General features: G+C 68.8%; 18 protein-coding genes. 6 read left to right on the top strand and 12 right to left on the bottom strand.

Going from position 1 to position 24,164, the window contains the following annotated elements; genetic code table 11:
• Window positions 1-56 precede the first annotated feature (56 nt).
• The 3 genes from KZ820_RS05345 to KZ820_RS05335 all read right to left on the bottom strand — a co-directional run bounded on the left by KZ820_RS05345 (window position 57) and on the right by KZ820_RS05335 (window position 4,408).
• Window positions 57-2,540, bottom strand: coding sequence for a TonB-dependent receptor domain-containing protein (locus tag KZ820_RS05345; protein WP_219747552.1), 2,484 nt, complete (start codon window positions 2,538-2,540; stop codon window positions 57-59).
• A gap of 176 nt (window positions 2,541-2,716) precedes the next feature.
• On the bottom strand, window positions 2,717-3,712 hold the full coding sequence (locus KZ820_RS05340; RefSeq protein ID WP_258047739.1) for a LacI family DNA-binding transcriptional regulator: 996 nt from the start codon (window positions 3,710-3,712) through the stop codon (window positions 2,717-2,719).
• Window positions 3,713-3,799: 87 nt separating this feature from the next.
• On the bottom strand, window positions 3,800-4,408 hold the full coding sequence (locus KZ820_RS05335) for a TetR/AcrR family transcriptional regulator (RefSeq protein ID WP_219747550.1): 609 nt from the start codon (window positions 4,406-4,408) through the stop codon (window positions 3,800-3,802).
• A 108-nt stretch (window positions 4,409-4,516) separates the two neighbouring features.
• Here KZ820_RS05335 and KZ820_RS05330 point away from each other — a divergent pair, with 108 nt between their 5' ends.
• The 5 genes from KZ820_RS05330 (at window position 4,517) to KZ820_RS22125 (ending at window position 12,177) form a co-directional block, all read left to right on the top strand.
• A complete protein-coding gene (locus tag KZ820_RS05330) occupies window positions 4,517-5,767 on the top strand; it encodes an efflux RND transporter periplasmic adaptor subunit (RefSeq protein ID WP_258047737.1) in 1,251 nt (416 codons plus the stop codon).
• 6 nt (window positions 5,768-5,773) lie between these two features.
• Entirely contained in the window at window positions 5,774-8,983 is a 3,210-nt protein-coding gene (locus tag KZ820_RS05325) for an efflux RND transporter permease subunit (RefSeq protein ID WP_219747549.1), read from the top strand.
• A 1-nt stretch (window position 8,984) separates the two neighbouring features.
• The gene (locus KZ820_RS05320) at window positions 8,985-10,511 is read left to right on the top strand and encodes an efflux transporter outer membrane subunit (RefSeq protein WP_219747548.1); all 1,527 of its coding nucleotides are present in this window, start codon (window positions 8,985-8,987) and stop codon (window positions 10,509-10,511) included.
• Between the two features lie 70 nt (window positions 10,512-10,581).
• A complete protein-coding gene (locus KZ820_RS05315) occupies window positions 10,582-10,836 on the top strand; it encodes a hypothetical protein (RefSeq protein WP_219747547.1) in 255 nt (84 codons plus the stop codon).
• 228 nt (window positions 10,837-11,064) lie between these two features.
• Window positions 11,065-12,177 (top strand): ABC transporter ATP-binding protein, encoded by a 1,113-nt coding sequence (locus tag KZ820_RS22125; RefSeq protein ID WP_219747546.1) that lies wholly within the window; start codon window positions 11,065-11,067, stop codon window positions 12,175-12,177.
• On the opposite strand, the gene KZ820_RS05305 is transcribed toward KZ820_RS22125, so the two are convergent.
• Genes KZ820_RS05305 through KZ820_RS05295 form a run of 3 tightly spaced genes read right to left on the bottom strand, consistent with a single transcriptional unit; the run spans window position 12,151 to window position 15,151 of the window.
• Window positions 12,151-13,002, bottom strand: coding sequence for a carbohydrate ABC transporter permease (locus tag KZ820_RS05305; RefSeq protein ID WP_308462126.1), 852 nt, complete (start codon window positions 13,000-13,002; stop codon window positions 12,151-12,153). The genes KZ820_RS22125 and KZ820_RS05305 overlap by 27 nt on opposite strands.
• Window positions 12,999-13,880: a carbohydrate ABC transporter permease gene (locus KZ820_RS05300; protein ID WP_219747545.1), complete on the bottom strand. Its 882-nt coding sequence runs from the start codon at window positions 13,878-13,880 to the stop codon at window positions 12,999-13,001. Before KZ820_RS05300 ends, KZ820_RS05305 begins: the two co-directional genes overlap by 4 nt.
• Window positions 13,877-15,151 (bottom strand): extracellular solute-binding protein, encoded by a 1,275-nt coding sequence (locus KZ820_RS05295; protein ID WP_219747544.1) that lies wholly within the window; start codon window positions 15,149-15,151, stop codon window positions 13,877-13,879. Before KZ820_RS05295 ends, KZ820_RS05300 begins: the two co-directional genes overlap by 4 nt.
• A gap of 135 nt (window positions 15,152-15,286) precedes the next feature.
• Between KZ820_RS05295 and KZ820_RS05290 the strand changes: the two genes are divergently transcribed.
• Window positions 15,287-18,247, top strand: a complete 2,961-nt coding sequence (locus KZ820_RS05290) for a TonB-dependent receptor plug domain-containing protein (protein WP_219747543.1) — start codon at window positions 15,287-15,289, stop codon at window positions 18,245-18,247.
• Between the two features lie 99 nt (window positions 18,248-18,346).
• Here KZ820_RS05290 and KZ820_RS05285 read toward each other — a convergent pair whose 3' ends face one another.
• The 6 genes from KZ820_RS05285 to cyoB all read right to left on the bottom strand — a co-directional run bounded on the left by KZ820_RS05285 (window position 18,347) and on the right by cyoB (window position 24,164).
• Window positions 18,347-18,877 (bottom strand): response regulator transcription factor, encoded by a 531-nt coding sequence (locus tag KZ820_RS05285; RefSeq protein WP_219747542.1) that lies wholly within the window; start codon window positions 18,875-18,877, stop codon window positions 18,347-18,349.
• Complete coding sequence (locus tag KZ820_RS05280) at window positions 18,874-20,172, bottom strand: ATP-binding protein (protein ID WP_258047736.1); 1,299 nt, start codon at window positions 20,170-20,172, stop codon at window positions 18,874-18,876. The genes KZ820_RS05285 and KZ820_RS05280 overlap by 4 nt, the downstream gene beginning before the upstream one ends.
• Before the next feature lie 233 nt (window positions 20,173-20,405).
• The gene (locus KZ820_RS05275; protein WP_219747541.1) at window positions 20,406-21,089 is read right to left on the bottom strand and encodes an SURF1 family protein; all 684 of its coding nucleotides are present in this window, start codon (window positions 21,087-21,089) and stop codon (window positions 20,406-20,408) included.
• Window positions 21,086-21,526, bottom strand: a complete 441-nt coding sequence (gene cyoD, locus KZ820_RS05270; RefSeq protein ID WP_219747540.1) for a cytochrome o ubiquinol oxidase subunit IV — start codon at window positions 21,524-21,526, stop codon at window positions 21,086-21,088. Before cyoD ends, KZ820_RS05275 begins: the two co-directional genes overlap by 4 nt.
• A complete protein-coding gene (cyoC, locus tag KZ820_RS05265) occupies window positions 21,526-22,158 on the bottom strand; it encodes a cytochrome o ubiquinol oxidase subunit III (RefSeq protein WP_219747539.1) in 633 nt (210 codons plus the stop codon). The genes cyoD and cyoC overlap by 1 nt, the downstream gene beginning before the upstream one ends.
• A 5-nt stretch (window positions 22,159-22,163) precedes the next feature.
• Window positions 22,164-24,164: a cytochrome o ubiquinol oxidase subunit I gene (gene cyoB / locus KZ820_RS05260; RefSeq protein WP_219747538.1), complete on the bottom strand. Its 2,001-nt coding sequence runs from the start codon at window positions 24,162-24,164 to the stop codon at window positions 22,164-22,166.

Raw genomic sequence — 24,164 nt, 5'->3', positions numbered from 1 at the left:
CTTCCTGTCACATCGCGCACCATAGACGCGCCGGGTATCGCCGCCACGCCCGCGCGTCAGAAATCGAAGCGCACCGAGGCGGCGATGGTTCGCCCGTTGATAGAGCGCGCGCGCACCAGCCCGTTGGCCGGGATGCTGGCGTCCTCCGCTTCGGTGATGCCCTTCACGTCGAAGATGTTGTTGGCGTTGAGGTTGAAGCTGACGTTCTCGGCCGCGCGCACCAGCAGGAAGCCGTTGACCTGGGTGTAGGCGGGCATCTTCAGGTCGTTGATCGGCTGGGTGTAACTGGACGTGGTGCCGATCACGTTGGCACCGAAACTCACCCGGCCAAAGTCGACTTGCGGCGTCGCCTGGTAGACGAAGGCGGCCTGGCGCTGCGGGCGGTTGCCGTCGAGCGTCGTATCAGTGGCGTCGCGCTTGATCTTGGCATCGGTATAGGTGCCCGCCGCGGTCAGCGAGAACGGGCCGGCGCGGAAGCGGCCTTCCAGCTCGACGCCGGTCGCCTCATAGTCGCGGCTGGTGAACTGCTGCTGCGATAGCAGGTAGTTGGTCTCCTGCGTGCGCGCGTTGAACACGGTGGCGTAGAGCGCGAGCGGCCCGGTCGAGAACTTCAGCCCGCCCTCGGCCTGCTTGACGAAGTCGTACGGCTTGGCGCCCGCGACCAGCCCGCCGGTGGTGGTGTCGATCAGCGGGCCGAACAGCAGCCGGTCGGCGTTGACGCGGCCGCCGCGGCTGTAGCGCGCGAACGCCGCCAGCGTGTCGCTCAGCCGGTAGTTGATGCCGGCCGAGTAGGAGAGATAGCGGTAGGTATAGTCGACCGGCGTGCGGTTGGCCGGGGTGAACGCCACCGCCTGTTCGGCGGAGGAGAGGAAACCGTCGCCGTCGATGTCCTGCGCGCGCGTCGTGGTCGCGCCGGGTAGGTCGCCCGCGATGCTGCCCTTGGCGCTGCCGAAGTCATAGCGCAGCGACCCGTCGACGTTGAACCGGCCGAGCTCGAAGCCGAGCTGCGCGAACGGCGCGTTGGTGGTGTAGCGCATGTCATAGCTGCGGCGACAGCAATTGCCGAAGAAGGACGCCGAGTAGAGCGTGCCCCCCGCGGTGCGCGCCGCGCCGGTTGAGTCGCGCACGTCGACCAGCACCGAGCGGCCGTCGCCCTGCACGGTCTGGTAGAAGCTGGTCCACAGCCAGTCGGTGACGATGTCCTGACGCGAGTTGTAGATGCCCGCCGCCAGCGTCACCGCACCGCCGCCGAGATCGAGCTTGCCGTTGACGCGCAGGTCGTTGGTGATGTTGTTGAGGCTCTTCAGGTCGACGTCGAACAGCACCACGCTGGCGAGCAGGCCGTTGCCGCCGAGCGTCGAGGGGCTGGCGATCCGCTGCCCCGAGAGCGGCCCGCTGGCGTAATAGAGCTGCGCGTTGGGGCCGGCGAGCGCGTCCGCCGCAGTCTGCGCGTCGCCGACCGCGGCCGGGAAGGGCGAGACGAAGTCGCCCGAGATGTCCGAGTAGCGGAACCGCTCGGTGACGTTCCAGCCGTCAGCGATCGCAAACTGACCTTCGAACCCGACCGACTTGACGTCGGGGTGCATCCCGTCGCCGATGCTGCGGCGCACGGGATTGTTGTCGCCGTCGAGCGTCAGCACCGAGCCGATGTAGCGGCTGTGCAGCGTGTCCTGGTTGATCGAGAAGCCGGGCACGTTGCTGTAACTCGGATCCGCGCCGCTGCCGCTCACGCGCACCGGGTTGGGCAGATAGGCGATGCTGCGGTCGTCGAGATATTTGCCGTACAGGCGGACGTAGCCGCCGTCGAACTCGCGCGTGATATTGGCCTTGATCTGGCCGCCGCGCATGGCGTCATAGCCGACGTCGCGCGGGCCGTCGCCGAGGCGATAGAAACCGCTCAGCTCGTAGCGCGTGTTGGCGTCGATCCGGCCGCCATAAGCGAAGTCGGCGCGATACTCGCGATAGTCGATGCCGGACGAGAGCTGGAACGAGCCGCCCTCCTGCTCGCCCGTCTTTGAGATGAAGTTGATGATGCCGCCGGGCGAGTTGCTGGCGAAGGTGGAGGCGGAGCCGCCACGCACCGACTCGATGCGCGCCAGCGACAGATCGTTGCGGATGAAGATGTCGGCGTTGCCGAAGATGATGTCGCCGAACTCAAGGACGGGCAGGCCGTCTTCCTGGAGCTGGAGGAACTTGGAACCGCCCGAGGCGACCGGCAGGCCGCGCACCGCGATATTGGCGTTGCCCTCGCCGCCGGAGGCCTCGACTCGCACGCCGGGCAGGTTGCGCAGGATCTCGGCGGTGTTGCGCGGCGGGATCTTGCTGGTGAGGTCGGCGTCGAGCGAGCTGACCGACACCGAGGTGTCAAGCCGGTTACGCCCCTGCGCGACGCCGGTGACGACGATGTCCTCGGCGGGGGCGGGTGTGTCGGTGATCTGGTCAGCCGTCGTCTCGGCGACGGGGACGGCGGTCTGCGCCTGGGCGGCGGCGGCGAGCAACAGCGCCGGCACCCCGGCGAGCAGGCGATAACGCGCGATCATGATGTCCTCCCCAGCGGGTGATCGGTCGTCTCCGCGACCGACCCACAGGCGAATGCCCTTTTCTGCAATCGATTGCAACAGGATTGTGCAAACGATTGCGTTGAGGACGGTGGTCTTACCTGGGGAAATGTGCAGTGCCGCTGAATCCGGGCGCGCGGGTACCCGACGGCACCCGCTCAGGTCGAGGCGCGCACCACCAGCTCGGGTGCGATCACCGCGTGCTCCGCCGTCTCGCCCGCCACTCGCGCGAGCAAGCGATCGACCATCAGCGCCGCGCCGCGCGCGAGGTCCTGGCGGATCGTGGTCAGCGGGGGCGAGGTGTGGGCGGCGAGCGTGACGTCGTCGTAGCCGATCACCGCCACCTCGCGCGGCACGTCGAGCCCGGCCTCGCCCACTGCGCGGAGCACGCTCATCGCGGCGACGTCCGAGGCGGCGAAGATCGCGTCGGGCAAGGTACCGACCGCGAGTCGGGTCCGCATCGCCGCATGGACTCGATCGGGGTCCATCGCCGTGGCGAGCACCTCGGCGCGCACGCCGGCGGCGCGCGCGGCCGCGGCGAAGCCGGCCAGCCGGTCGGCGAACTCGGGTGGGGCGGGGTCGCCAACGAAGAGCAGGCGGCGGCGACCGCGCTCGAGCAGATGCTCCGCCGCCAGCCGCCCGCCCGCGACATTGTCCGAGCCGATAGCGAGGTGACGCTGCCCCTCGCGGTGGACGCCCCAGGCGACGAGCGGCGCATAGCGGGAGGCGACGCGCTCGATCGTCTCATATTGGTCGGACTGGCCGACGAGCAGCAGGCCGTCGACCCGCCCGGCGTCGACCAGCCGATCGAGCCAGTCGCCGTTCTCGGGCAGCACGCGCGAGAGCAGCACGTCATAGCCGCGATCGACCAGCAGGTCGGCGATATAGCCGAGCAGCGAGAGGAAGAAGGGGTCGGTCAGGTGCTGGGTGCGCGCGTGCCCCAGCGGCATCGCCAGCCCGATCGCGCCGGTGCTGCGCAGCCGCAGGTTGCGCGCCAGCTGGTTGGGGCGGACGTCGTGCTCGCGCGCCAGCGCCTGGATGCGCGCCTGCGTCGCCTTGCTCACCGATGGGTGGCCCGACAGCGCGCGCGACACCGTGGCGGTCGACACGCCCGCGAGCGCCGCCAGGTCCGCGAGCTTGGTCGGCTTCGACAACAAACGCAAACCCCCCTGAAATTGCTCGGACATTTAAGCGCGGGCGGGGTCCGGCCGCAACCGCCTCGGGGTCGTAGTCGGCGGCGGTCAGCCCTGCGCGGCGAGACGGTCGATCTCGCGCTCGACGAAGTCCATCAGCAGCGCCATCACCGCCGGCGGCGTCTCCTGCTTTTTCACCACCCGGCGCTGGAAGATCCCCGCCGAGACCACGAGGATCGACTCGGCGAGGCAGCGCAGCGGCTCGGCCGCGCTCGCCTGCGGCACGATCGCGCTCAGTGCCTGGATCAGCCGCTCACGCAGCCGCTCGTCGACCGAGCGGAAGATGGCGGCCAGACGCGGGTTGCGGGTGGTCTCGGCGATGATCTCCGAGACGAGCCGCTCGTCCGGCATGTCGGCGCAGGTGATGAAGCGCTCGACCCAGAGACGCACCGCGGCGCGATCGGGCACGCAGCCGCCGCAGCACAATTCGTCGCCGCCGAGGAACTCGGCGAGGTCCTGCTCCGCCAGTTCGGCGACGATCGCCTCCTTGTTGGCGAAATCACGGTATATCTGGCCGACGAGCACGCCCGAGCGCTCCGAGATGCGCGCCATCCCGGTGGCGTGGAAGCCGTTCTCCGCGAAAAGTTCCCGCGCGGCTTGAACTATTTTCGCGCGCCGCGCGTTGGCCTTGGCGCTGCGATCCCGCGGTTCGGGCACCGCATAACCATCTGACGTCATCTTCTTACCCGTCTTGACGATCTGCTCTCTTCGCAGTAGCAGCATTCGTGAGTGAGTGATCACTCACACACATTCGACGAGAAGTCCATGGCAAAACAGGGGTTGGCGCTCGCGGCGCTGGTGATGGTTCCGCTGGCTGCGTGCAGCGGCGGCGGGAACGAGCAGGGTGCGGCCAAGGGCGGCGCCGAGCAGCAGGGGCAGGCCGCACCGCCGCAGGTCGGTGTGGTCACGGTGCAGCCCGAGTCGGTCACGCTGACGACGGTGCTGCCCGGCCGTACCAGCGCGTATGAGACGTCCGAGGTGCGCCCGCAGGTCAACGGCCTCGTCACCGCGCGGCTGTTCACCGAAGGTGACCAGGTCAAGAAGGGGCAGGCGCTCTACCGCGTCGACCCGCAGCCCTATCAGGCGCAGGTCGCCAACGCCCGCGCGGCGCTGGCGCGCGCGCGCGCCGCGATCGCGTCGAGCGCGGCGCTGCAACGTCGCTACGGCGAGCTCGTCAAGATCAACGCCATCGCGCGGCAGGACTTCGAGAATGCGGTGACCTCCGCCGAGCAGGCGCGCGCCGACGTCGCCGCGCAGCAGGCCGCGCTGCGCACCGCGCAGATCGATCTGGCGCGCACCACGATCCGCGCGCCGATCTCCGGGCGGATCGGGCGCTCGATCGTCACCACCGGCGCGCTCGTCAGCTCGGGGCAGACGAATGCGCTGACGACGATCCAGCGACTCGACCCGATCTACGTCGACGTCAGCCAGTCGAGCGCCGACCTGCTGCGGCTGCGCCAGCAGATCGCCGCGGGCGATCTCTCGCGCGGCGGCCGCGCCGCGCGCGTGCAGCTGCGGCTCGAGGACGGCTCGGTCTATCCGATCGAGGGCAAGCTGCAGTTCGCCGACGTCAGCGTCGATCCCAACACGGGTACGCAGACGATCCGCGCGCTCTTCCCCAATCCTCGCGGGCTGTTGCTCCCGGGCATGTACGTCCGCGCCGAGCTGGTCGAGGGCACGCAGGCCAACGCGCTGCTGGTGCCGCAACGTGCGGTGACCCGCGACGAGAAGGGCAATCCGAGCGTGCTGGTCGTCGGTCCCGATGGCAAGCTCCAGCCGCGCGCGCTCACCGCGCCGCGGACGATCGGCGAGAACTGGCTGGTCACCTCGGGCCTCAAGGCGGGCGACAAGGTGGTGGTGGAGGGCGCGATGATGCTGCGCCCCGGCATGCCGGTGAAGGCGGTGCCGTACAATCCGAACGCCGCGCAGGCCGCGCCGGGCCAGGGCGCACCGGGCCAGGGTGCACCGGGCCAGCAGGGCGGCGGACAGCAGGGCCAGCAGGCGCAAGGAAAGTAACGCCGCATGTCGCGCTTCTTCATCGACCGGCCCATCTTCGCATGGGTCATCGCCATGGCGCTGATGCTGGCGGGGATCATCGCGATCCGCAGCCTGCCGGTCGCGCAATTCCCCGAGATCGCACCCCCCGCGGTCGCGATCGCCGCCACCTATCCGGGCGCCGACGCCGAGACGCTCGAGCGCACCACCACGCAGATCATCGAGCAGCAGCTGCGCGGCATCGACAATCTGCGCTATTTCTCGTCCTCTTCCTCCTCGGCGGGCGTGGTCACGATCACGCTGACCTTCGAGCAGGGTACCGACCCCGACATCGCGCAGGTGCAGGTCCAGAACAAGCTCCAGGCCGCGACCCCGCTGCTGCCGCAGGAGGTCCAGCGCCAGGGCATTCAGGTCACCAAGTCGGCGGCGAGCTTCCTCGCGGTCGTCGGCCTCGTTTCCACCGACGGGTCGCACAGCAACAACGACCTCGCCGACATGGTCGTGTCGAAGTTCCAGGACCCGGTCAGCCGCATCAACGGCGTCGGCGAGCTCCAGGTGTTCGGCTCGCAGTACGCGATGCGCATCTGGCTCGATCCGCTCAAGCTCAACAATTACGCGCTGACCGTCGCCGACGTCACCGCCGCGGTGCAGGCGCAGAACGCGCAGGTCTCCGCCGGACAGATCGGCGCACAGCCCGCGCCCAAGGAGCAGATGCTCAACGCGACCGTCTCAGTGCAGTCGCGGCTCCAGACGCCCGAGCAGTTCGGCACCATCCGGCTGAAGACCGGCACGGACGGCTCGGTGGTGCGGCTGCGCGACGTCGCGCGGGTCGAGATCGGCGCCGAGAATTACGGCTTCGACGTGCAGTATAACGGCAAGCCGGCATCGGGCTTCGGCGTCCGGCTGGCGGCGGGCGCGAACGCGCTCGACACGGTCGACCTGCTCAAGGCGCGCGTCGCAGAGATCGGCAAGACGCTGCCCGCCGACGTGAAGGTGATCTACCCCTACGACATCACGCCGTTCGTGCGGCTGTCGGTGGAGCAGGTGATCCACACGCTGATCGAGGCGGTGGTGCTCGTCTTCCTCGTCATGTTCCTGTTCCTGCAGAACTGGCGCGCGACGCTGATCCCGACGATCGCGGTGCCGGTGGTGCTGCTCGGCACCTTCGCGGTGATGGCGCTGGCGGGCTTCACGATCAACACGCTGACCCTGTTCGGCATGGTGCTGGCGATCGGCCTGCTCGTCGACGACGCGATCGTCGTCGTCGAGAACGTCGAGCGCCTGATCGTCACCGAGCACCTCAGCCCCAAGGAAGCCGCGCGCAAGTCGATGGACGAGATCAGCAGCGCGCTGGTCGGCATCGGCATGGTGCTCTCGGCGGTGTTCCTGCCGATGGCCTTCTTCGGCGGGTCGACGGGGGTGATCTACCGTCAGTTCTCGATCACGATCGTCTCGGCGATGGTGCTCTCGGTGCTGGTCGCGCTGATCCTGACGCCGGCGCTCTGCGCCACGATCCTGAAGCCGCACGATCCGGACAAGCAGGAGGGCAACGGGCCGCTGGCGCGCTTCTTCCGCTGGTTCAACCGCAACTTCGACCGCGCGCAGCATCGCTACGAGGGCGGGGTGAAGAGCACCGCGCGCCACTGGAAGCGCTCGCTCCTGGTCTATCTGCTGATCGTCGCGGGCATGGCGCTCGTGTTCATCCGGCTGCCCTCGGGCTTCCTGCCCGACGAGGACCAGGGCTTCGTGCTCGCGCTGGTGCAGGGCCCGGCGGGCGCGAGCAGTGCGCGCACCGAGAAGGGGCTGGCGCTGACCCGCGACCACTTCCTCAAGCAGGAAGGCAAGAACGTCCAGGGCGTCTTCACGATCAACGGCTTCAGCTTCGCCGGCCAGGGCCAGAACACCGGCCTGGTGTTCGTCAACCTGAAGCCGTGGGAGGATCGCTCCGGCGGCGACAATCGCGCCCAGGCGATCGTCGGGCGCGCGATGGGGTCCTTCTCGCAATATAAGGACGGGTTGATCTTCGCGCTGATCCCGCCCGCGGTGCAGGAGCTCGGCAATGCCACCGGCTTCGACGTCCAGCTGGTCGACACCGGCGGGGTCGGGCACGAGAAGCTGACGCAGATCCGCAACATGATGCTCGGCATGGCATCGCAGGACCCGCGGCTGGCGCAGGTGCGCCCGCTGAGCCTGGAGGACGCGCCGCAGCTCAAGGTGAAGATCGACGAGGACAAGGCGCGCGCGCTCGGGCTCGACCTCGCCGACGTCAACAGCACCATCGCGACAGCGTGGGGCGGCGGCTATATCAATGACTTCATCGACCGCGGTCGCGTGAAGCGAGTCTATGTGCAGAACGATGGGCCGTACCGGATGGCGCCCGAGGACGTCGGCGAGCTGTACGTCCGCGGCGCGAACGGACAGATGGCGCCGTTCACCGCCTTCTCGACGCTGGAATGGGCCAACGCGCCCGTCTCGCTGACCCGCTACAACGGGCAGCCGGCGATGCAGCTGCAGGGCTCGCCCGGGCCGGGGCAGAGCACCGGCGCCGCGATGGAGGCGCTGCAGGAGATCCACGCCAAGCTGCCCCCGGGCACGACGCTGGAATGGACCGGCCTCTCCTATGAGGAGCGGCTGTCGGGCGGGCAGGCGCCGGCGCTGTACGGGCTGTCGCTGCTGATCGTCTTCCTCTGCCTCGCCGCGCTATACGAGAGCTGGTCGGTGCCGATCTCGGTGCTGCTGGTGGTGCCGCTCGGCATCATCGGCGCGGTGCTCGCGGCGTGGCTGACCGGTCTGAACAAGGACATCTACCTCCAGGTCGGCCTGATCACCACGATCGGCGTGTCCGCCAAGAACGCGATCCTGATCGTCGAATTCGCCGAGGAACGGATGGCGGAGGGGCTCAGCGCCTTCGACGCCGCGGTGGAGGCGGCCAAGCTGCGCCTGCGCCCGATCCTGATGACCAGCCTCGCCTTCGTGTTCGGCGTGATGCCGCTGGCGGTGTCGACCGGCGCGGGCGCGGGCGGCCAGAACGCGATCGGTCGCGCGGTGGTGGGCGGCATGCTGTCCGCCACGGTATTGGCGATCTTCTTCGTGCCGATGTTCTTCGTCGTCGTGCTGCGGCTGTTCGGGCACGGCGGCCAAGCCGCGACGCCCGACCGGACCGACGACGCCGACCGCCGGGCGGACGACGCCGCCCTCGATCATCATCCCGGGGCACCGCGCCCCGAGGGAGCCTGACGTGACTCGTTCCGCGATCCTCGCCGCGCTGGCGCTCTCCAGCGCGCTCGCCGGCTGCAATCTGGCGCCCAAGTATGAGCGCCCCGGCGGCGCCGTCCCGGCCGCGCTGCCGCAAGGTGGGGTCTATCCCGCCGCGGCGAGCGACGCCGCCGACGTTAGCCAGATCGGTTGGCGCGACTTCTTCCTCGATCCCCGCCTGCGCGGGGTGATCGAGACCGGGCTGGCGAACAACCGCGACCTGCGCGTCGCGGCGGCCAACGTGCTCCAAGCGCGGGCGCAATATCGCGTCCAGCGCGCCGATCTGGTGCCGAGCACGACGATCTCGGGGTCCGGCACGTTCACCAACAACATCTTCGGCGCGGCCGGCGCTGCTGCCGGCGCGGGAGCTGGCACGGGCACCGGCACCGGCACGGGGACGGGCACCGGCAGTGGCGCGGGTGGCGGCACCGGCGGTGGAACCGGGGTGGGCGCCGGCGCGGGTGTCGGCAGCACGTCGTCGAACGTCGAGTTCTTCTCGGTCAACGCCGGTTTCTCGGCGTTCGAGCTCGACCTGTTCGGGCGCGTGCGCAACCTCAACCGTGCCGCGCTGGAGCAATATTTCGCGTCGGAAGAGGCGCAGCGCTCCACCCGCATCAGCCTGATCGCCGAGATCGCGACGGCGTGGCTGACGCTCGCCTCGGACCAGGAGCAGCTGCGGCTCAGCCGCGAGACGCTCAAGACCTTCGAGGAGACGGTGCGCCTCACCAGCGCGCAGTTCCGCATCGGCGTCGCCTCCGAGCTGGAGGCGCGTCAGGCCGAGACCAACTATCAGGCCGCGCGCAACGACATCGCCGCGCTCACCACGCGCGTGGCGCAGGACCAGAATGCGCTCAACCTGTTGGTCGGCACCACGGTGCCCGCCGAGCAGCTGCCGACCGGGCTCGACGACACGCCGCTGACGCGCGACGCGCTTCCCGGCGACGTCTCGTCGGAGGTGCTGCTCCGCCGCCCCGACGTGCTCCAGGCCGAGCATCAGCTGATCGCGCAGAACGCCAATATCGGCGCGGCGCGCGCGGCCTTCTTCCCGCGCATCTCGCTCACCGCGACGATCGGGACGATCTCCACCGCGCTGTCCGGCCTCTTCGGCGGGGGCAGCTTCACCTACACCGGCTCGCCCTCGGTCGGCCTGCCGCTGTTCGACGGCGGGCGCAACGCGGGCAACCTCGATTATGCCAAGGCGTCGCAGCAGGCCGCGGTGGCGACCTATGAGAAGACGATCCAGACGTCCTTCCGCGAGGTGGCCGACGCGCTGGCGCAGCGCGGCACGATCGGCGAGCAGGTCTCCGCGCAGACCGCGCGGGCCGAGGCCGCATCGATCGCGGCGCGCCTGTCCGACGCGCGCTATCGCGCGGGCGTGGACTCGTTCCTGACCTCGCTCGACGCGCAGCGTACCGCATATTCGGCGCAGCAGCAGCTGGTGACCACGCGGCTGAGCCGGGCGAGCAATCTCGTGGAGCTGTACCGCTCACTGGGCGGGGGGCTGCGCTGAGCCGCAAACGTTTGCTTGCCAAGGCCTGGATTCGGCGTACTCTCCTCTCAAATTGGGTGAGGAGAGGGCGATGCTGTCGGACGAGCGCGCTGGTGACGAGAGCATCGTCATCCTTCAGTCGCTGTTGTGCCTGATGCGCGAGAAGAACCTGCTGTCGCGCGCCGACATCGAGACCTTGTGCGAGCGCGTGGCAATCCGCGCGGCGCAGGCCGAGCGCGACCCGATGCCGTGCTGCGCCGAGGCGACGACCGCCGCGGCGCACGAGATGGCACGGATCGGCAGCTACATCGGCCAGCGCTACGGCGGCAAGCACCGGCGGCTGTGAGGCAAGGGGGGCGCTGCGAAGGGAGGAGCCGCAGCTTCGCCCACTCACCGGCGTCATCCTGAGCTCGTCTCAGGATTCGACGGCCCGCGCACACGGCGGCACCTGATCGCGCGGCACCGTGGAGCCTTAAACGACTTCAGGATGACGCCAGACAAGGCGATGGGACTTGCCCGCGAGCACGCGCACTACCCCTTGTCACCATTCCGTTAACCAGCGACACTCCGTATCGTGGCCAGCGTCGACATACAGGGGCTAGCGAAACGCTTCGGCGCCAGCGACGTGCTCCGACCCACCGATCTTCACATCGCCGACGGCGAGTTCGTGGTGATCGTCGGCCCCTCGGGCTGCGGCAAGTCGACGCTGCTCCGCCTCATCGCCGGGCTGGAGGAGCCGAGCGCGGGGCGCGTGCTGATCGACGGCCGCGACGTCACCGACGCCGCGCCCGCCGATCGCGAGCTGGCGATGGTGTTCCAGTCCTATGCGCTCTACCCGCATCTGACCGTCTATGAAAACATCGCCTTCCCGCTGAAGGTCGCGCGGCTCGGCAAGGCCGAGGTGCGCCGCCGCGTCGAGGAGGTGGCCGAGGCGCTCGACCTGCTGCCGTTGCTGGCGCGGCGGCCAAAGGCGCTGTCGGGCGGGCAGCGCCAGCGCGTCTCGATCGCGCGCGCGATCGTGCGCCGACCCAAGGTGCTGCTGCTCGATGAGCCGCTGTCCAATCTCGACTCCGCTCTGCGCGTGAAGATGCGGCACGAGTTCGCGCGGCTGCACCAGCAGCTCGGCAGCACGATGATCTACGTCACCCACGATCAGCTCGAGGCGATGACGCTCGCCAATCGCATCGTCGTGATGAGCGCGGGTCGGGTCGAGCAGGTCGCCCCGCCGCTCGAACTCTACGCCGAGCCCGCGACGCTGGAGGTGGCCGCCGCGATCGGTTCGCCGGGGATGAACCTGCTCGCGGTGACGATCGCCGCGGCCGACCACGACGGCGCGACGGTGAAGTTGGCGGACGGGGCCGAGCTGCGGGTCGCGGTCGCGGTGCCCCCTGCCGCGGTAGGCCACGCCGCGACACTTGGGGTCCGCCCCGAGAACCTGCATCCCGCCGACGACGGCGCCTTCACCGGCGCGGTCGAGTTGTTCGAGCGGCTCGGCCCGCTCTCCTTCGCGCATCTCGGCACGGTCGGCGATCACCCCTCGGTGGTGGCGCAGCTGCCCGGCGATCGCGCGGTGGCGCTGGGCGAGCGGCTGCGCTTCGCGGTCGCGCCCGAGGCGGCGCATCTGTTCGACCGCGACGGTCGCGCCTATCCGCGGCCCGCCTCAGCCCTTGACGCTGCCGCCGAGTAAGCCGCTGATATAATAGCGCTGGAGCGGGACGAAGAGGATCAGCACCGGCAGCGTCGTCACCACCGCCGCCGCCATCATCAGCTCGCCGTCGGCGGCATGTTCGCGCGAGATCGCCGCGACAGCGACCGGCAAAGTGTAGAGATGCTGGTCCGCCAGCACGATCAGCGGCCAGAGAAAGTCGTTCCAGCTGCCGAGGAACATGAAGAGCGCGAGCGTCACCGTGATCGGGGCGAGCAGCGGCAGCACGATCTGCACGAAGATGCGGCGCTCGCTGGCGCCGTCGAGCCGCGCCGCGTCGAGCATCTCGTCGGGGATCGACAGCGCCGCCTGCCGCACGAACAGGATCGCGAAGATGCCCGCCAGCGACGGCAGGATCACCCCGGCATAGCTGTTCACCAGCCCGAGCTCCTTGAAGATCAGGAACAGCGGCAGCATCGCTACTTGCCCCGGCACCACCAGCGCGCCGACGAGCAGCTGGAGCAGCCGCTCGCGTCCGCGGAAGCGCAGCTTGGCGAAGGCATAGCCCGCCGGCACCGTCAGCAGCAGCCCCAGCAAGGTCGACAGCGCCGCCACGGCAAGGCTGTTCCACAGCGCCGGCACGATGCGATAGTCGAACCACGCGCCGTCGATCAGTCGGCGCGCGAGCAGCTCGTGGTAATTCTCCCATGACCAGCGCGACGGCCACAGCCGCGGCGGAAAGCGGCTCGACTCGCCGCGCGGCATGAACGAGACGAGCACCATCCACACCAACGGCGCGGCGGTGAGCAGCGTCGCCGCCGCCACCGCGGCGTTGGTGGCGATCGCGCGCCAGCGGCGGCGGGTCACAGCCACTCGTAGCGCCGCCCGATCCGCGCCTGCACCACGGTGAGCGCGAGGATCATGAGAAAGAGGATGAATGCCACCGCCGAGGCCTGGCCGAGGTTCCACCATTTGAAGCCCTCGTCGAACATGAAATACAGCACCGTCGTCGTGCTCTGCGCCGGGCCGCCCAGCGTCATCACATAGGGTTCGGCGAAAATCTGGAGGAAGCCCGCGACGCTCATCACCGCGGCGAGCAGCAAGGTCGGCCCGATCGCGGGCAGGGTGACGTGGCGGAAGCGGGTCCAGCGCGAGGCGCCGTCGAGCCGCGCCGCCTCCATCAGGTCGTGCGGCACCGCTGACAGCGCCGCGGTGAAGACGATCATGTTGTAGCCGAAGATCTTCCACGTGACGAACAGCAGGATGGCGGGGATCGAGGCATGTGGGTCGCCGAGCCAGTCGATCGGCGGCACGCCGATCCAGCCGAGCGCGCGGTTGAGCAGGCCGAAGCGTGTGTTGAGCAGGAAGCGCCATACCACCGCGGTCGCCACCACGCTGGTCACATAAGGCGCGAACAGCAGCACGCGCCACAGCGGCTTCCATCGCACGCTGGCGTCGTGGAGCAGCAGCGCCGCCGCCAGCGAGGTGCCGATCGCCATCGGCACGCCGAGCAGCGCGAAGAGCGCGGTGTTGCCGAGCGCGCGCCAGAACAGCGGCGTGGTCAGCAGGTCGGCGAAGTTGCCGAGTCCGACAAAGCGCAAGGCGTGCCAGTCGGCGAGCGCGTAGATCGAGTAATCGGTGACGCTCAGCGCGAGCGCGAGCACGGTCGGCAGCGCGAAGACGAACAGGATGATCGCGAGCACCGGCAGCACGAAGCCCCAGGCGGTGCGCTCCTGCCGCGTCATGTCAGCTGCCCCGCCTCGACCAGCGCGCGGCGCTTGGCGAGCAGCCGGTCGACGCGCTCGTCCATCGCGGCCAGCGCAGCGTCGATGCCGAGCTGACCGCGCACCACGCGCTCGGCGATCAGCTGGACCTCGATGCGGATCCGCTCCCACTCGACGATCATCGGCTCGCGCGTCGGATGGCGCATCTGCTCGGCGAAGGCGGCGAGCGCGGGTTGGCGCAGCTGCGGCGTGTCCCAGGCGGCGGCGCGGGCGGGCAGGGTGCCGATCAGCCGCTGATAGGTCAGCTCGCTCGCGGGCGAGGTGAGGTGGCGCACCAGCGCCCAGGCGGCGGCGGGCCGGCGCGACCGCGCCGACACGCACAGGCTCGCCGCGATCCCGGAGACTCGCCCCGGACCCTCAGGGCCGGGCATGCGCGCGGTGCTCCACAGCGCGGCCGGGATCTCGGCGGCGCGGCGGTGCAGGTCGAGCGTCAGCGTCGGTCCATAGGGGTAGACCGCGAAATAGCCCTGCGCGAAGGCGGCGACCGGGTCCTGCACCTCGGTCGACAGCGCCGGCGGGGCGAGCCGCTCGCGGTACAGCGAGACGTAGAAGGCGAGCGCGTCGCGGAAGCGCGGATCGCGGAAGTTGCCGCGCGTGTCGCGCTCGCGCAGCGGCCGCGCGCCGGTCTGGCCGGCGAAGGTGAAGAGCGTGTCCCACCAGTTGAGCAGCATCAGGAAGGCATAGTCGTCGGGCGCGCGCGCCTTGAGCCGCTGCCCCATGCGGCGCCACGAGTCCCAGTCCTCCGGCGGCGCGGCATAGCCGGCGCGCTCGAGCAGGTCGCGGCGGTAATATTGCACCTGCGGCGCGACCGACCAGGGCACCGCATGGGGGCGGCCGTTCGGTCCGTTGGCCGCGCTCACGCCGGGGAACAAGCCGGTGAGCAGCGCGGTATCGGTCACCGGCGCGATCGCCCCGATCATCGCGAACTCGCCGACCCAGCCATCCGGCAACATGAACACGTCGGGCAGCGAATCGCCGGCCTGGGCGGTGAGCAGCTTCTCGTGCGCCGCGGTCCAGGGCAGCGTCTGCACCTCGACGGGAATGCCGGTCGCGCGCGTGAAGGCGGGCATGAGCATCGGCGAGTAATCGCCCTCGTAGCTCATCGCCCAGAGACTGATCGTATCGGGAGAGCGTCGCGCGGCGCAGCCACCCGCCGCGGCCATCGAGAGCGCCGCGACCACCGAGCGCCGGGACCAACCCGCGGCACGCGCGAGCTTCCCCCCGTATGTCACGCCACATCAACGTCTTGCGCGAAATTCGGTTGCGCCATGTTGTTAACAATCAGAAACTTTTTGGCCGGGCGGACGTTGGTGCGGGAAAGAAGAAGCCGGCGTGCAGGGGCCGGCACGATCCGAAGGGGAATCTGGATGCCGTCTCAGCTCTCGTCGCGAGCCCTGTTGCTCGCGGGCGCACTCGCCTGCGTGTTCGCCGTGCCCGCCTGGGCGCAGGCGACGGCACCCGCCGACGCCGCTCCCGACACGTCCGGAACGAGCACCGAGGATGACATCGTGGTCACCGGATCGCGCATCGCACGTCCCGACTTCGAGGCGCCGAACCCGATTGTCTCGTACGACAGCCAGCGCATCCAGCAGTCGGGCAACACCAACGTCACCACCTTCCTCCAGCGCGTGCCGGCGCTGACCACCTCGCTGGACAATGCCGACAGCGCCGGCCCGAACCGGCCGGACAACCAGCTCTACGGCGCGGCGGGGCTCAACCTGCTCAGCCTGCGCGGGCTCGGCTCGGCGCGGACGCTCGTGCTGGTCAACGGGCGGCGCCACGTCTCGGGGCAGATCGACAGCGCGGCGGTCGATATCAATTCACTGCCGACCGACCTGATCGAGCGCGTCGACGTGCTCACCGGCGGCGCCTCGGCGGTCTATGGCGCCGACGGCGTGTCGGGCGTGGTCAACTTCATCCTCAAGCGCGACTTCGACGGCGTCGCCGGACGCACCCAGTTCGGCATCTCGGAGCAGGGCGACGCCGGCAACCGCTTCGCCTCGCTGATGGCCGGCAAGAATTTCGCGGGCGGACGCGGCAACGTCACCGCTTATTACGAGTACAACGCCGACGATCCGCTCCAGAACGACGACCGCTCGTTCCTGCGCCGCCAGAACCGGCTCTACACCGTGTCGAACCCGGCCTATGCCGGGCCGGGCTCGGGGACCTATCAGCAGGTGCTCGCGGGCGACCTGCGCTATCCCGGCGGCTCGCCCGCGGGCGTGGTCGACATCGGCGGCACGCTCTACAACGGCGACGGCTCGCTCTACGACCCCGGGACCGACGCCGGGGGCGGCTTCGCCAGCGGCGGCAGCGCCACCTCGGTCGCGGGCTATGTCGGCGACCTGCTGCCCAAGACCGAGCGCCACGCGGTCAACCTGCTGACGCACTACGATTTCTCGGACGCGTTCCAGCTCAGCCTGGAAGGCAAGTTCGTCCAGTCGACCGCCACCACCTTCGGTGGCTTTACCGGCAATTACACCGGCGATTTCACGCTCGATAACCCCTACCTGCCGCTCAACCTGCGCGACGCCGCGCTGGCCAACGCGCAGCGTGTGATCTCGTCCAACCGCAACAACACCGATTACCCGCGGCTGGGCGAGAGCGACCGCCGTCGCACCTGGCGCGGCGTGATCGCGGCGACCGGCGCGGTGAGCGATCACGCGCGCTACGACGTGTCCTATACCTACGGCCAGACCGACGTGCGGATCACCAAGCTCAATGATCGCTGGGAGGACCGCTACTACGCCGCGCTCGACGTGGTGACCGATCCCTCCACCGGTCGCCCGACCTGTCGCTCCAACCTCAACCCCGCCGCGGTGCAGGTGCCGACGAACAGCTTCACGCCGGGACCGAATAGCGGCTGTCTCCCGATCAACACCTTCGGGGTCAACGTTACCGATCCGGCGGCGCTGGCCTGGGCGACCAACGATAATGTCAGCAGCGCGCGCGTGACCCAGTCGGTCGCGAGCGCGGCACTGACGGGTGACTTCGGCGCGCTGTTCGCCCTGCCCGGCGGCCCGGTGAAGTTCGCGCTCGGCGGCGAATATCGTCGCGAGACCAGCCGCTTCGATCCCAACAGCTTCCTCACCGGCGAGCAATGGTACCAATATGACGAGGGCAACAAGTTCGACCCGACCTTCGTCATCTCGCCCTCGCGCGGCGCCTTCGACGTATGGGAGGTGTTCGGCGAGGTCGACGTGCCGCTGCTGCGCGACCGACCCTTCTTCGAGACGCTCTCGGTCGGGGCGGCTGGCCGCTATTCCGACTATTCCACGATCGGCAGCACCAAGGCCTATCAGTTCAATGGGGTGTGGGCGCCGGTGCGCGATATCAGCGTCCGCGGCAGCTACAGCCAAGCGGTGCGCGCGCCCAACATCGGCGAGCTGTTCGCGCCGGTCGGGCCGGCGACCAACTTCTTCTCGGACCCGTGCTACGTCGAGAATCGCAACGCCGGGACGTCGACCCGTGCGGCCAATTGCGCGACCCTGATCAGCGGGCTCGGCGCCGATCCGGCGGCCTTCACCGCGGCGAACAACCCCGACGCCGCGGTGCTGATCAACGGCTCGCGCAGCGGCAACCCGGGACTGAAGGAGGAGACCGCACGCACCTGGACCGCAGGCACGGTGCTGCGCCCGCGCTTCCTTCCCGGACTGACGATCTCGGCCGACTGGTACGACATCCGCCTGGACGACGCGATCAGCATCGCCGACGCCAACACGATCGCCAACCTCTGCGTCGACCAGCCGACGCTCGACAACGTCTATTGTGCCGCGATCAGGCGCCGGCAGGGTACCGGCTATATCAACGGCTATACGGTGCAGCCGCAGAACGTGGCACGCTACGCCACCGCCGGGCTCGACCTCAACATCAGCTATGTGCTGCGTACCGCCTCGGCGGGGACGTTCGATATCCGCTTCGTCGGGGGTTATCTCAACAAGCTCGAGCAGATCGCCACGCCGGGCGCGCAGGTCGAGGACCAGGTCGATCAGTTCAACCGCCCCAAGTACAATTTCGTCTTCTCGCCGACATGGTCGCTGGGTGAGGTGACGCTGAGCTACAACCTGCGCTGGTTCGACGCGACCCGCCGCTTCGCCAAGCTGACCACCGACAACAACCCCGACTACGCGCCCGCCGCGCTGCTGCGCTACAAGGAGCTGTGGCAGCACGACGTGCAGGTGCAGGTCGCGCCTGACGAGGGCGTCGGCTTCTACGTCGGCGTCAACAATCTGGCGAACCAGCGGCCGTCGGTCGACTCGGTCGATCAGCCGATCTCATCGCTTGGGCGCTACTTCTACGCGGGCGCGAAGGTGCGGTTCGGGGCGTAGGTATCGCGCCCCGGCGAAGGCCGGGGCCTAGTTGGGAAAGGTTGGTGGGGGACGCGACCAACATCCCACTTGGCCCCGGCCTTCGCCGGGGCACGTCGATCACAGATGCCGCTTGCCCAGCTTCCGCGCCAGGGTGCGCCGGTGCATGCCGAGCCGTCGCGCCGCCTCGGAGACGTTGAAGCCGCAGTCCGCCAGCGTCTGGTGAATATGCTCCCACTCCAGCGTGCGCAGCGAGGTGGGATGCGCCACCAGCTCGACCGAGGCGTCACCCTCGCCCGAGGCCTGGAAGGCCGCCTCGATATCGTCGGAGTTGGCCGGCTTGGACAGGTAATTGGTCGCCCCCAGCTTCACCGCCTCCACCGCGGTGGCGATGCTGGCGAAGCCGGTGAGCACCACGATCCGCATCGCCGGATCGATCGCATGCAGCCGCTCGACGCAGGTCAGCCCCGAGGCGCTGCCGAGCCGCAGGTCGACCACCGCATGGTCGGGCTTCAACTCGGCAGCGGCGGCGTCGAGCTCCTCCGGGTCGGTGATCGCGCGGACCTGATAGCCGCGTCGTTCGAACGAGCGCGCCAGCGTGCGCGCGAACACCGCGTCGTCCTCGATGATCAGCAGGCGGCGCACGCTCATGACGTCTCCTCCGGGATCGAGATCGCGGCGAGCGGCAGCGTCAGCGTCACCTCGCTGCCACCGTGCTCGCGCACGCGCGCTGATACCGTCCCGCCGAGCGTCCGCAGCACGTTGACGGCCAGGAACAGCCCGAGCCCGGCACCGCGCCGCGCCTTGGTGCTGAGATAGGGCTTGCCGAGCCCGTCGAGGATCGACTGCGGGAAGCCGGCGCCGTCGTCGCGCACCGCGAGCACCAGCCGGTCACCGTCCCACCAGGCGCACAAGGCGATCGTCTTCGCGCCGGCCTCGACCGCGTTGTCGAGCAGGTTGGTGATCGTCTGCGCCAGCGCCTTGTCCGCGACGATGCGCGGGTCGCTCGTCATCAGATGCTCGTAGGTCGCGGTCGGCCCTTTGCTCTCGTTCCACGAATCGACGATCCCCGACAGGAAGGTACGCAGCGTCGTGCGGATCGGGGCATTGCCGCGCACCTCGCCCGAGGCGAGCAGCACCTGGCTGAGGATGTCCTTGCAGCGTGTCACCTCGGCGCGCATGTCGTCCAGATCGGCGAGCAGCGCCGGCGAGCGCGCGATCGCCGGCTCGCGCCGCCAGTCGCCCAGCATCACCGCGATCGAGCTGAGCGGCGTGCCGAGCTCGTGCGCCGCGCCGCTCGCGAGCAAACCCATGCGGACGATATGCTCCTCCTCCGCCGCGCGCTGGCGCAAGGCGGCGAGCCGCGCGTCATGCTCGGAGACGTTGCGGACGATGCGCGTGACGAACAGCGCCAGCAGCGTCGCGGTGAGGGTAAAGTTGAACCAGCTCGCCGCGACATAGGGGATCGAGAGTTCGGACGCCCAGAAGCGCGGCAGCGGGAAGGGCGGGGCGGCCCAGGCGAGCCAAGCGAACAGCGTGCTGGTGATCACCACCATCGCCCAGCTCGTCCACCCGCGCAGCAGCAGCGCGGCGATCACGACCTGTAGCAGGAAGAGCGTGACGAACGGGTTGCTCACTCCGCCGCTCAGATAGAGCTGGGTCGTCAGGCAGGCGACGTCGACCAACAAGGTGGCGAACAGCGCGGCGTTGGTGATCGGTCGACGCTCGACCACCTGGTTCACCGCGACATTCAGTCCGACCAGCACCGCGAGCGCGCCGAGCATCGGCACCAGCGGCAGACGGACGCCGACGACGAAATGCACGAGCAGGATCGCGGCGAGCTGCCCCGCCACCGCGAGCCAGCGCAGCAGCGCGAGCAGGCGGACGTTCCGTCCGCCCGGCCCGCCGCGCGCGAGCGGCCCGAGCATGTTGGCGAGGTGGGGCATGAGTTAGACTAACGTTTCTCGTTGCCGCGTGACATGGCGCAAGGGCGCATGCGCTTTCGAATGGAAAGTGCCATCGTCCGGGAGTTGTTCCGGTTTCCACCGTCCCGCGCTCGCCCCGGACGATGCGCTGGCGGTGACGTGGACCGCGGAGCAAGACGCGGTGGCGGTAAAGGCCGTGTCAGGGCGCGACGGGAAGTCGCGCGCTGTGGTGATTACGAGCACGGCAGAGCCGCTCACGTCTCCCCCGTCGCACGCGCTATGCGATAGGCAAGATACGCCATCATCGCCGCGAGCGTGAACCATGTCAGCGCGTAGATCAGGTGCGTGTTGCGGAAGCGGACGACCGTCAGCCCGCCGCGCGGCCAGCCCGCCCTCCCGATCGCGTCGGCGTCGATGAAATAGGGCGCGACATCCCCCAGCCGGCGCGCGCGCGCGATCGCCGCCGTGTCACGCGAGTACCAGCGATCCGCGACGGGATCGTTGTCGCGGAGGAAGGCGCCGCCCGGTTCGGTCACCCGCAGCAGCCCAGTGACGCTCGCCTCACCCGTGGGCGCGTGGATCGTGGCGCGGTCGCCGAGCGGGACGAAGCCGCGGTTGATCAGGATCGTGCCGCCCGGCGTGTCGAGCGGGGCGATCACCCAATAGCCGCCGCCGTAGTCGGTCACCGCCTGGACGAACACCGGGGCCGCGTGGCGCCACCGGCCGGTGGCGCGGACCCGAAGATAGGCACTGTCATCGGCGATGCCGCGCCACGCCGCGCGGGGCGGTGCATTGACCGGCGCGGCGGCGAGACGCCGCTCCACCCGCTCGATCAGCGCGAGCTTCCAAGCGCGTCGCTCGACCTGCCACACGCCCAACCCGGCGAGCAGCGCGGTGCCGAGCACCGCCAGCGCCAGGAAGACGCGCCGCCGGGTCACATGCCGGCGCTCGACATCTCCGCCTGCATCTGCGGCATCATGTTGAGGTTCATGTGATACATGACCCAGAGCGAGCCCGAGATCACGATCACGACGATGATCACGGTGAAGATCAGCGCCATCATCGTCCAGCCCGCCTCGGACTTGGTGTTCATGTGCAGGAAGTAGATCATGTGGACGACGATCTGCACCATCGCGAGCGCCATCACGATGCCCGCGGTGAGCCGCGGGTCGGCGATGACGCCGCTCATCACCAGCGCGAAGGCGGGCGCGGTGAGCAGCACCGAGAGCAGGAAGCCGATCCAATAGCCCTTGCGCGATCCGTGCGCGGCACCGCCGTGCGGGTCGTCATGACCGTGCCCGTGCCCGTGCCCGTGCCCGTTTCCGTGCGCGTGCCCGTGATCGGCGGCGTGGCCGTGATGCGTGTCGGCGCTCATCAGCGCAGCACTCCCAGCAGATAGACGAAGGTGAAGACGCCGATCCAGATGACGTCGAGGAAGTGCCAGAACAGCGACAGACACTGCAGCCGGCGCAGGTTGGCGTCGACCAGCCCGCGGCGCGACACCTGCACCATCAGCGTCCCCAGCCAGATGAGGCCGAAGGTGACGTGCAGCCCGTGCGTCCCCACCAAGGTGAAGAAGGACGAGAGGAAGGCCGAGCGCTGCGGCCCCGCACCCTCGTGAATGAGGTTGCTGAACTCGTAGAGCTCGATCGCGAGGAAGGCGGCGCCGAACAGCGCGGTGATCGCGAGCCAGCTGAGCACCGCACCCCGCTTGCGCTCGTCCGCGCTGATCATCGCGAAGCCATAGGTGATCGACGACAGCAGCAGCATCGTCGTGTTCACCGCCACCAGCGGCAGCTCGAACAGCTCGCGCGCGGTCGGCCCGCCCGCGTAGCTGCCGCCGTACACGCCATAGGCGGCGAACAGCATCGCGAAGATGAGGCAGTCGCTCATCAGGTAGAGCCAGAAGCCCAGCATCGTGCTGTGCCCCGGCGGATGCTCGTGCTCGTCGAGGTCGTAGAAGACCGGGTTTTCCGTGCCGGGCGGAGTCTGCGTCATCGTGCTCATCGGTCTCAGATCCCCGCGCTCTGGAGCGCGCGGGTGCGCGCGTCTTCGTTCTTCACGACATCCTCGGCGGGGATGTGGAAGTCGCGGTCATAGTTGAAGGTATGGCCGATCGCGACGGCGAGCAGCGCGACGAAAGCGAGCGCGGCGAGCCACCAGATGTACCAGATCATGGCGACGCCGAAGACGGTCGACAGCCCGGCCAGGATGATGCCAGCGCCCGTGTTCTTGGGCATGTGGATCGCGCGGAAGCCCTCGGTCGGCCGCTCGGCCTTGCGCTGCTTCATGTCGTGCCACGCGTCGAGGTCGTGGATCACCGGCGAGAAGGCGAAATTATACGCCGGCGGGGGCGACGAAGTGGCCCACTCCAGCGTGCGACCGTTCCACGGGTCGCCGGTGAAATCGCGCAGCTTCTCGCGGTCGCGGATGCTCACGTAGAACTGAATCAGCATCGAACCGATGCCGGCGGCGATGATCAGCGCGCCGACGGCGGCGATCACGAACCATATCTGCAGGCTGGGATCGTCGAAGGCGCGCAGGCGGCGGGTGACGCCCATCAGGCCCAGCACGTACAGCGGCGTGAAGGCGACCCAGAAGCCCACCACCCAGCACCAGAAGCTGATCGTGCCCCAGAACTTGTCGAGCTTGAAGCCGAAGGCCTTGGGCCACCAGTAGTTCACGCCAGCGAACATGCCGAACAGCACGCCGCCGATGATCACGTTGTGGAAGTGCGCCACGAGGAACAGCGAGTTGTGGAACTGGAAGTCGGCCGGGGGCACCGCCAGCATCACGCCGGTCATGCCGCCGATCACAAAGGTCAGCATGAAGGCGACGGCCCACATCATCGGCAGCTCGAACCGGATGCGCCCGCGATACATCGTGAACATCCAGTTGAAGATCTTCGCCCCCGTCGGGATCGAGATGATCATCGTTGTGATGCCGAAGAAGCTGTTGACGCTCGCGCCCGAGCCCATCGTGAAGAAATGGTGCAGCCACACCAGGTACGACAGGATGCAGATGACGATCAGCGCGTAGACCATCGACGTGTAGCCGAACAGCCGCTTGCCCGAGAAGGTGGAGACCACCTCCGAGAAGACACCGAACGCGGGCAGGATGAGGATATACACCTCCGGGTGGCCCCAGATCCAGATCATGTTGGTGTACATCATGGGGTTGCCCCCACCGGTGTTGGTGAAGAAGTTGGTGCCGACGTAGCGGTCGAGGCTCAGCATCGCCAGCACCGCGGTCAGCACCGGGAAGGCCGCCACGATCAGCACGTTGGTGACCAGCGCCGACCAGGTGAAGATCGGCATCTGCATCAGCGTCATGCCCGGCGCGCGCATCTTGATGATGGTGGCGAGCAGGTTGACGCCGGAGAGCAAGGTACCGACGCCCGCGATCTGCAATGCCCAGACGTAATAGTCGACGCCGACATCGGGCGAATAGTCGATCCCCGACAGCGGCGCCATCGCCAGCCAGCCGGTTCGCGCGAACTCGCCGACGAACAGGCTCATCATCACGATGACCGCACCGCTGACCGTCATCCAGAAGCTGAAATTGTTGAGGAACGGGAAGCTGACGTCGCGCGCGCCGATCTGCAGCGGCACCACATAGTTCATCAGCCCGGTGACGAACGGCATCGCCACGAAGAAAATCATGATCACGCCGTGCGCGGTGAACACCTGGTCGTAATGGTGTGCAGGCAGGAATCCCTCGTTGCCGCCGAAGGCGATCGCCTGCTGCGCGCGCATCATCAGCGCGTCGGCGAAGCCGCGCAGGAACATCACCAGCGCCAGCACGATGTACATGATGCCGATCTTCTTGTGATCGACGCTGGTGAACCACTCCTTCCAGAGATAGCCCCACAGGCGGAAGTAGGTCAGCGCGCCCAGCAGCGCGGCGCCGCCGAGCGCCACCATCGCGAAGGTGCCGATCAGGATCGGTTCGTGGATCGGGAAGCTCTCGAGCGAGAGCCGTCCGAAGATCGTCTTGATGAGATCGTCCGACAT

Origin of the sequence: Sphingomonas citri (assembly GCF_019429485.1) — a bacterium.
GTDB lineage: Bacteria > Pseudomonadota > Alphaproteobacteria > Sphingomonadales > Sphingomonadaceae > Sphingomonas > Sphingomonas citri.
The sequence above is the reverse complement of the archived record's forward strand: the minus strand, read 5'-3'. Positions and strand labels throughout refer to the sequence as shown.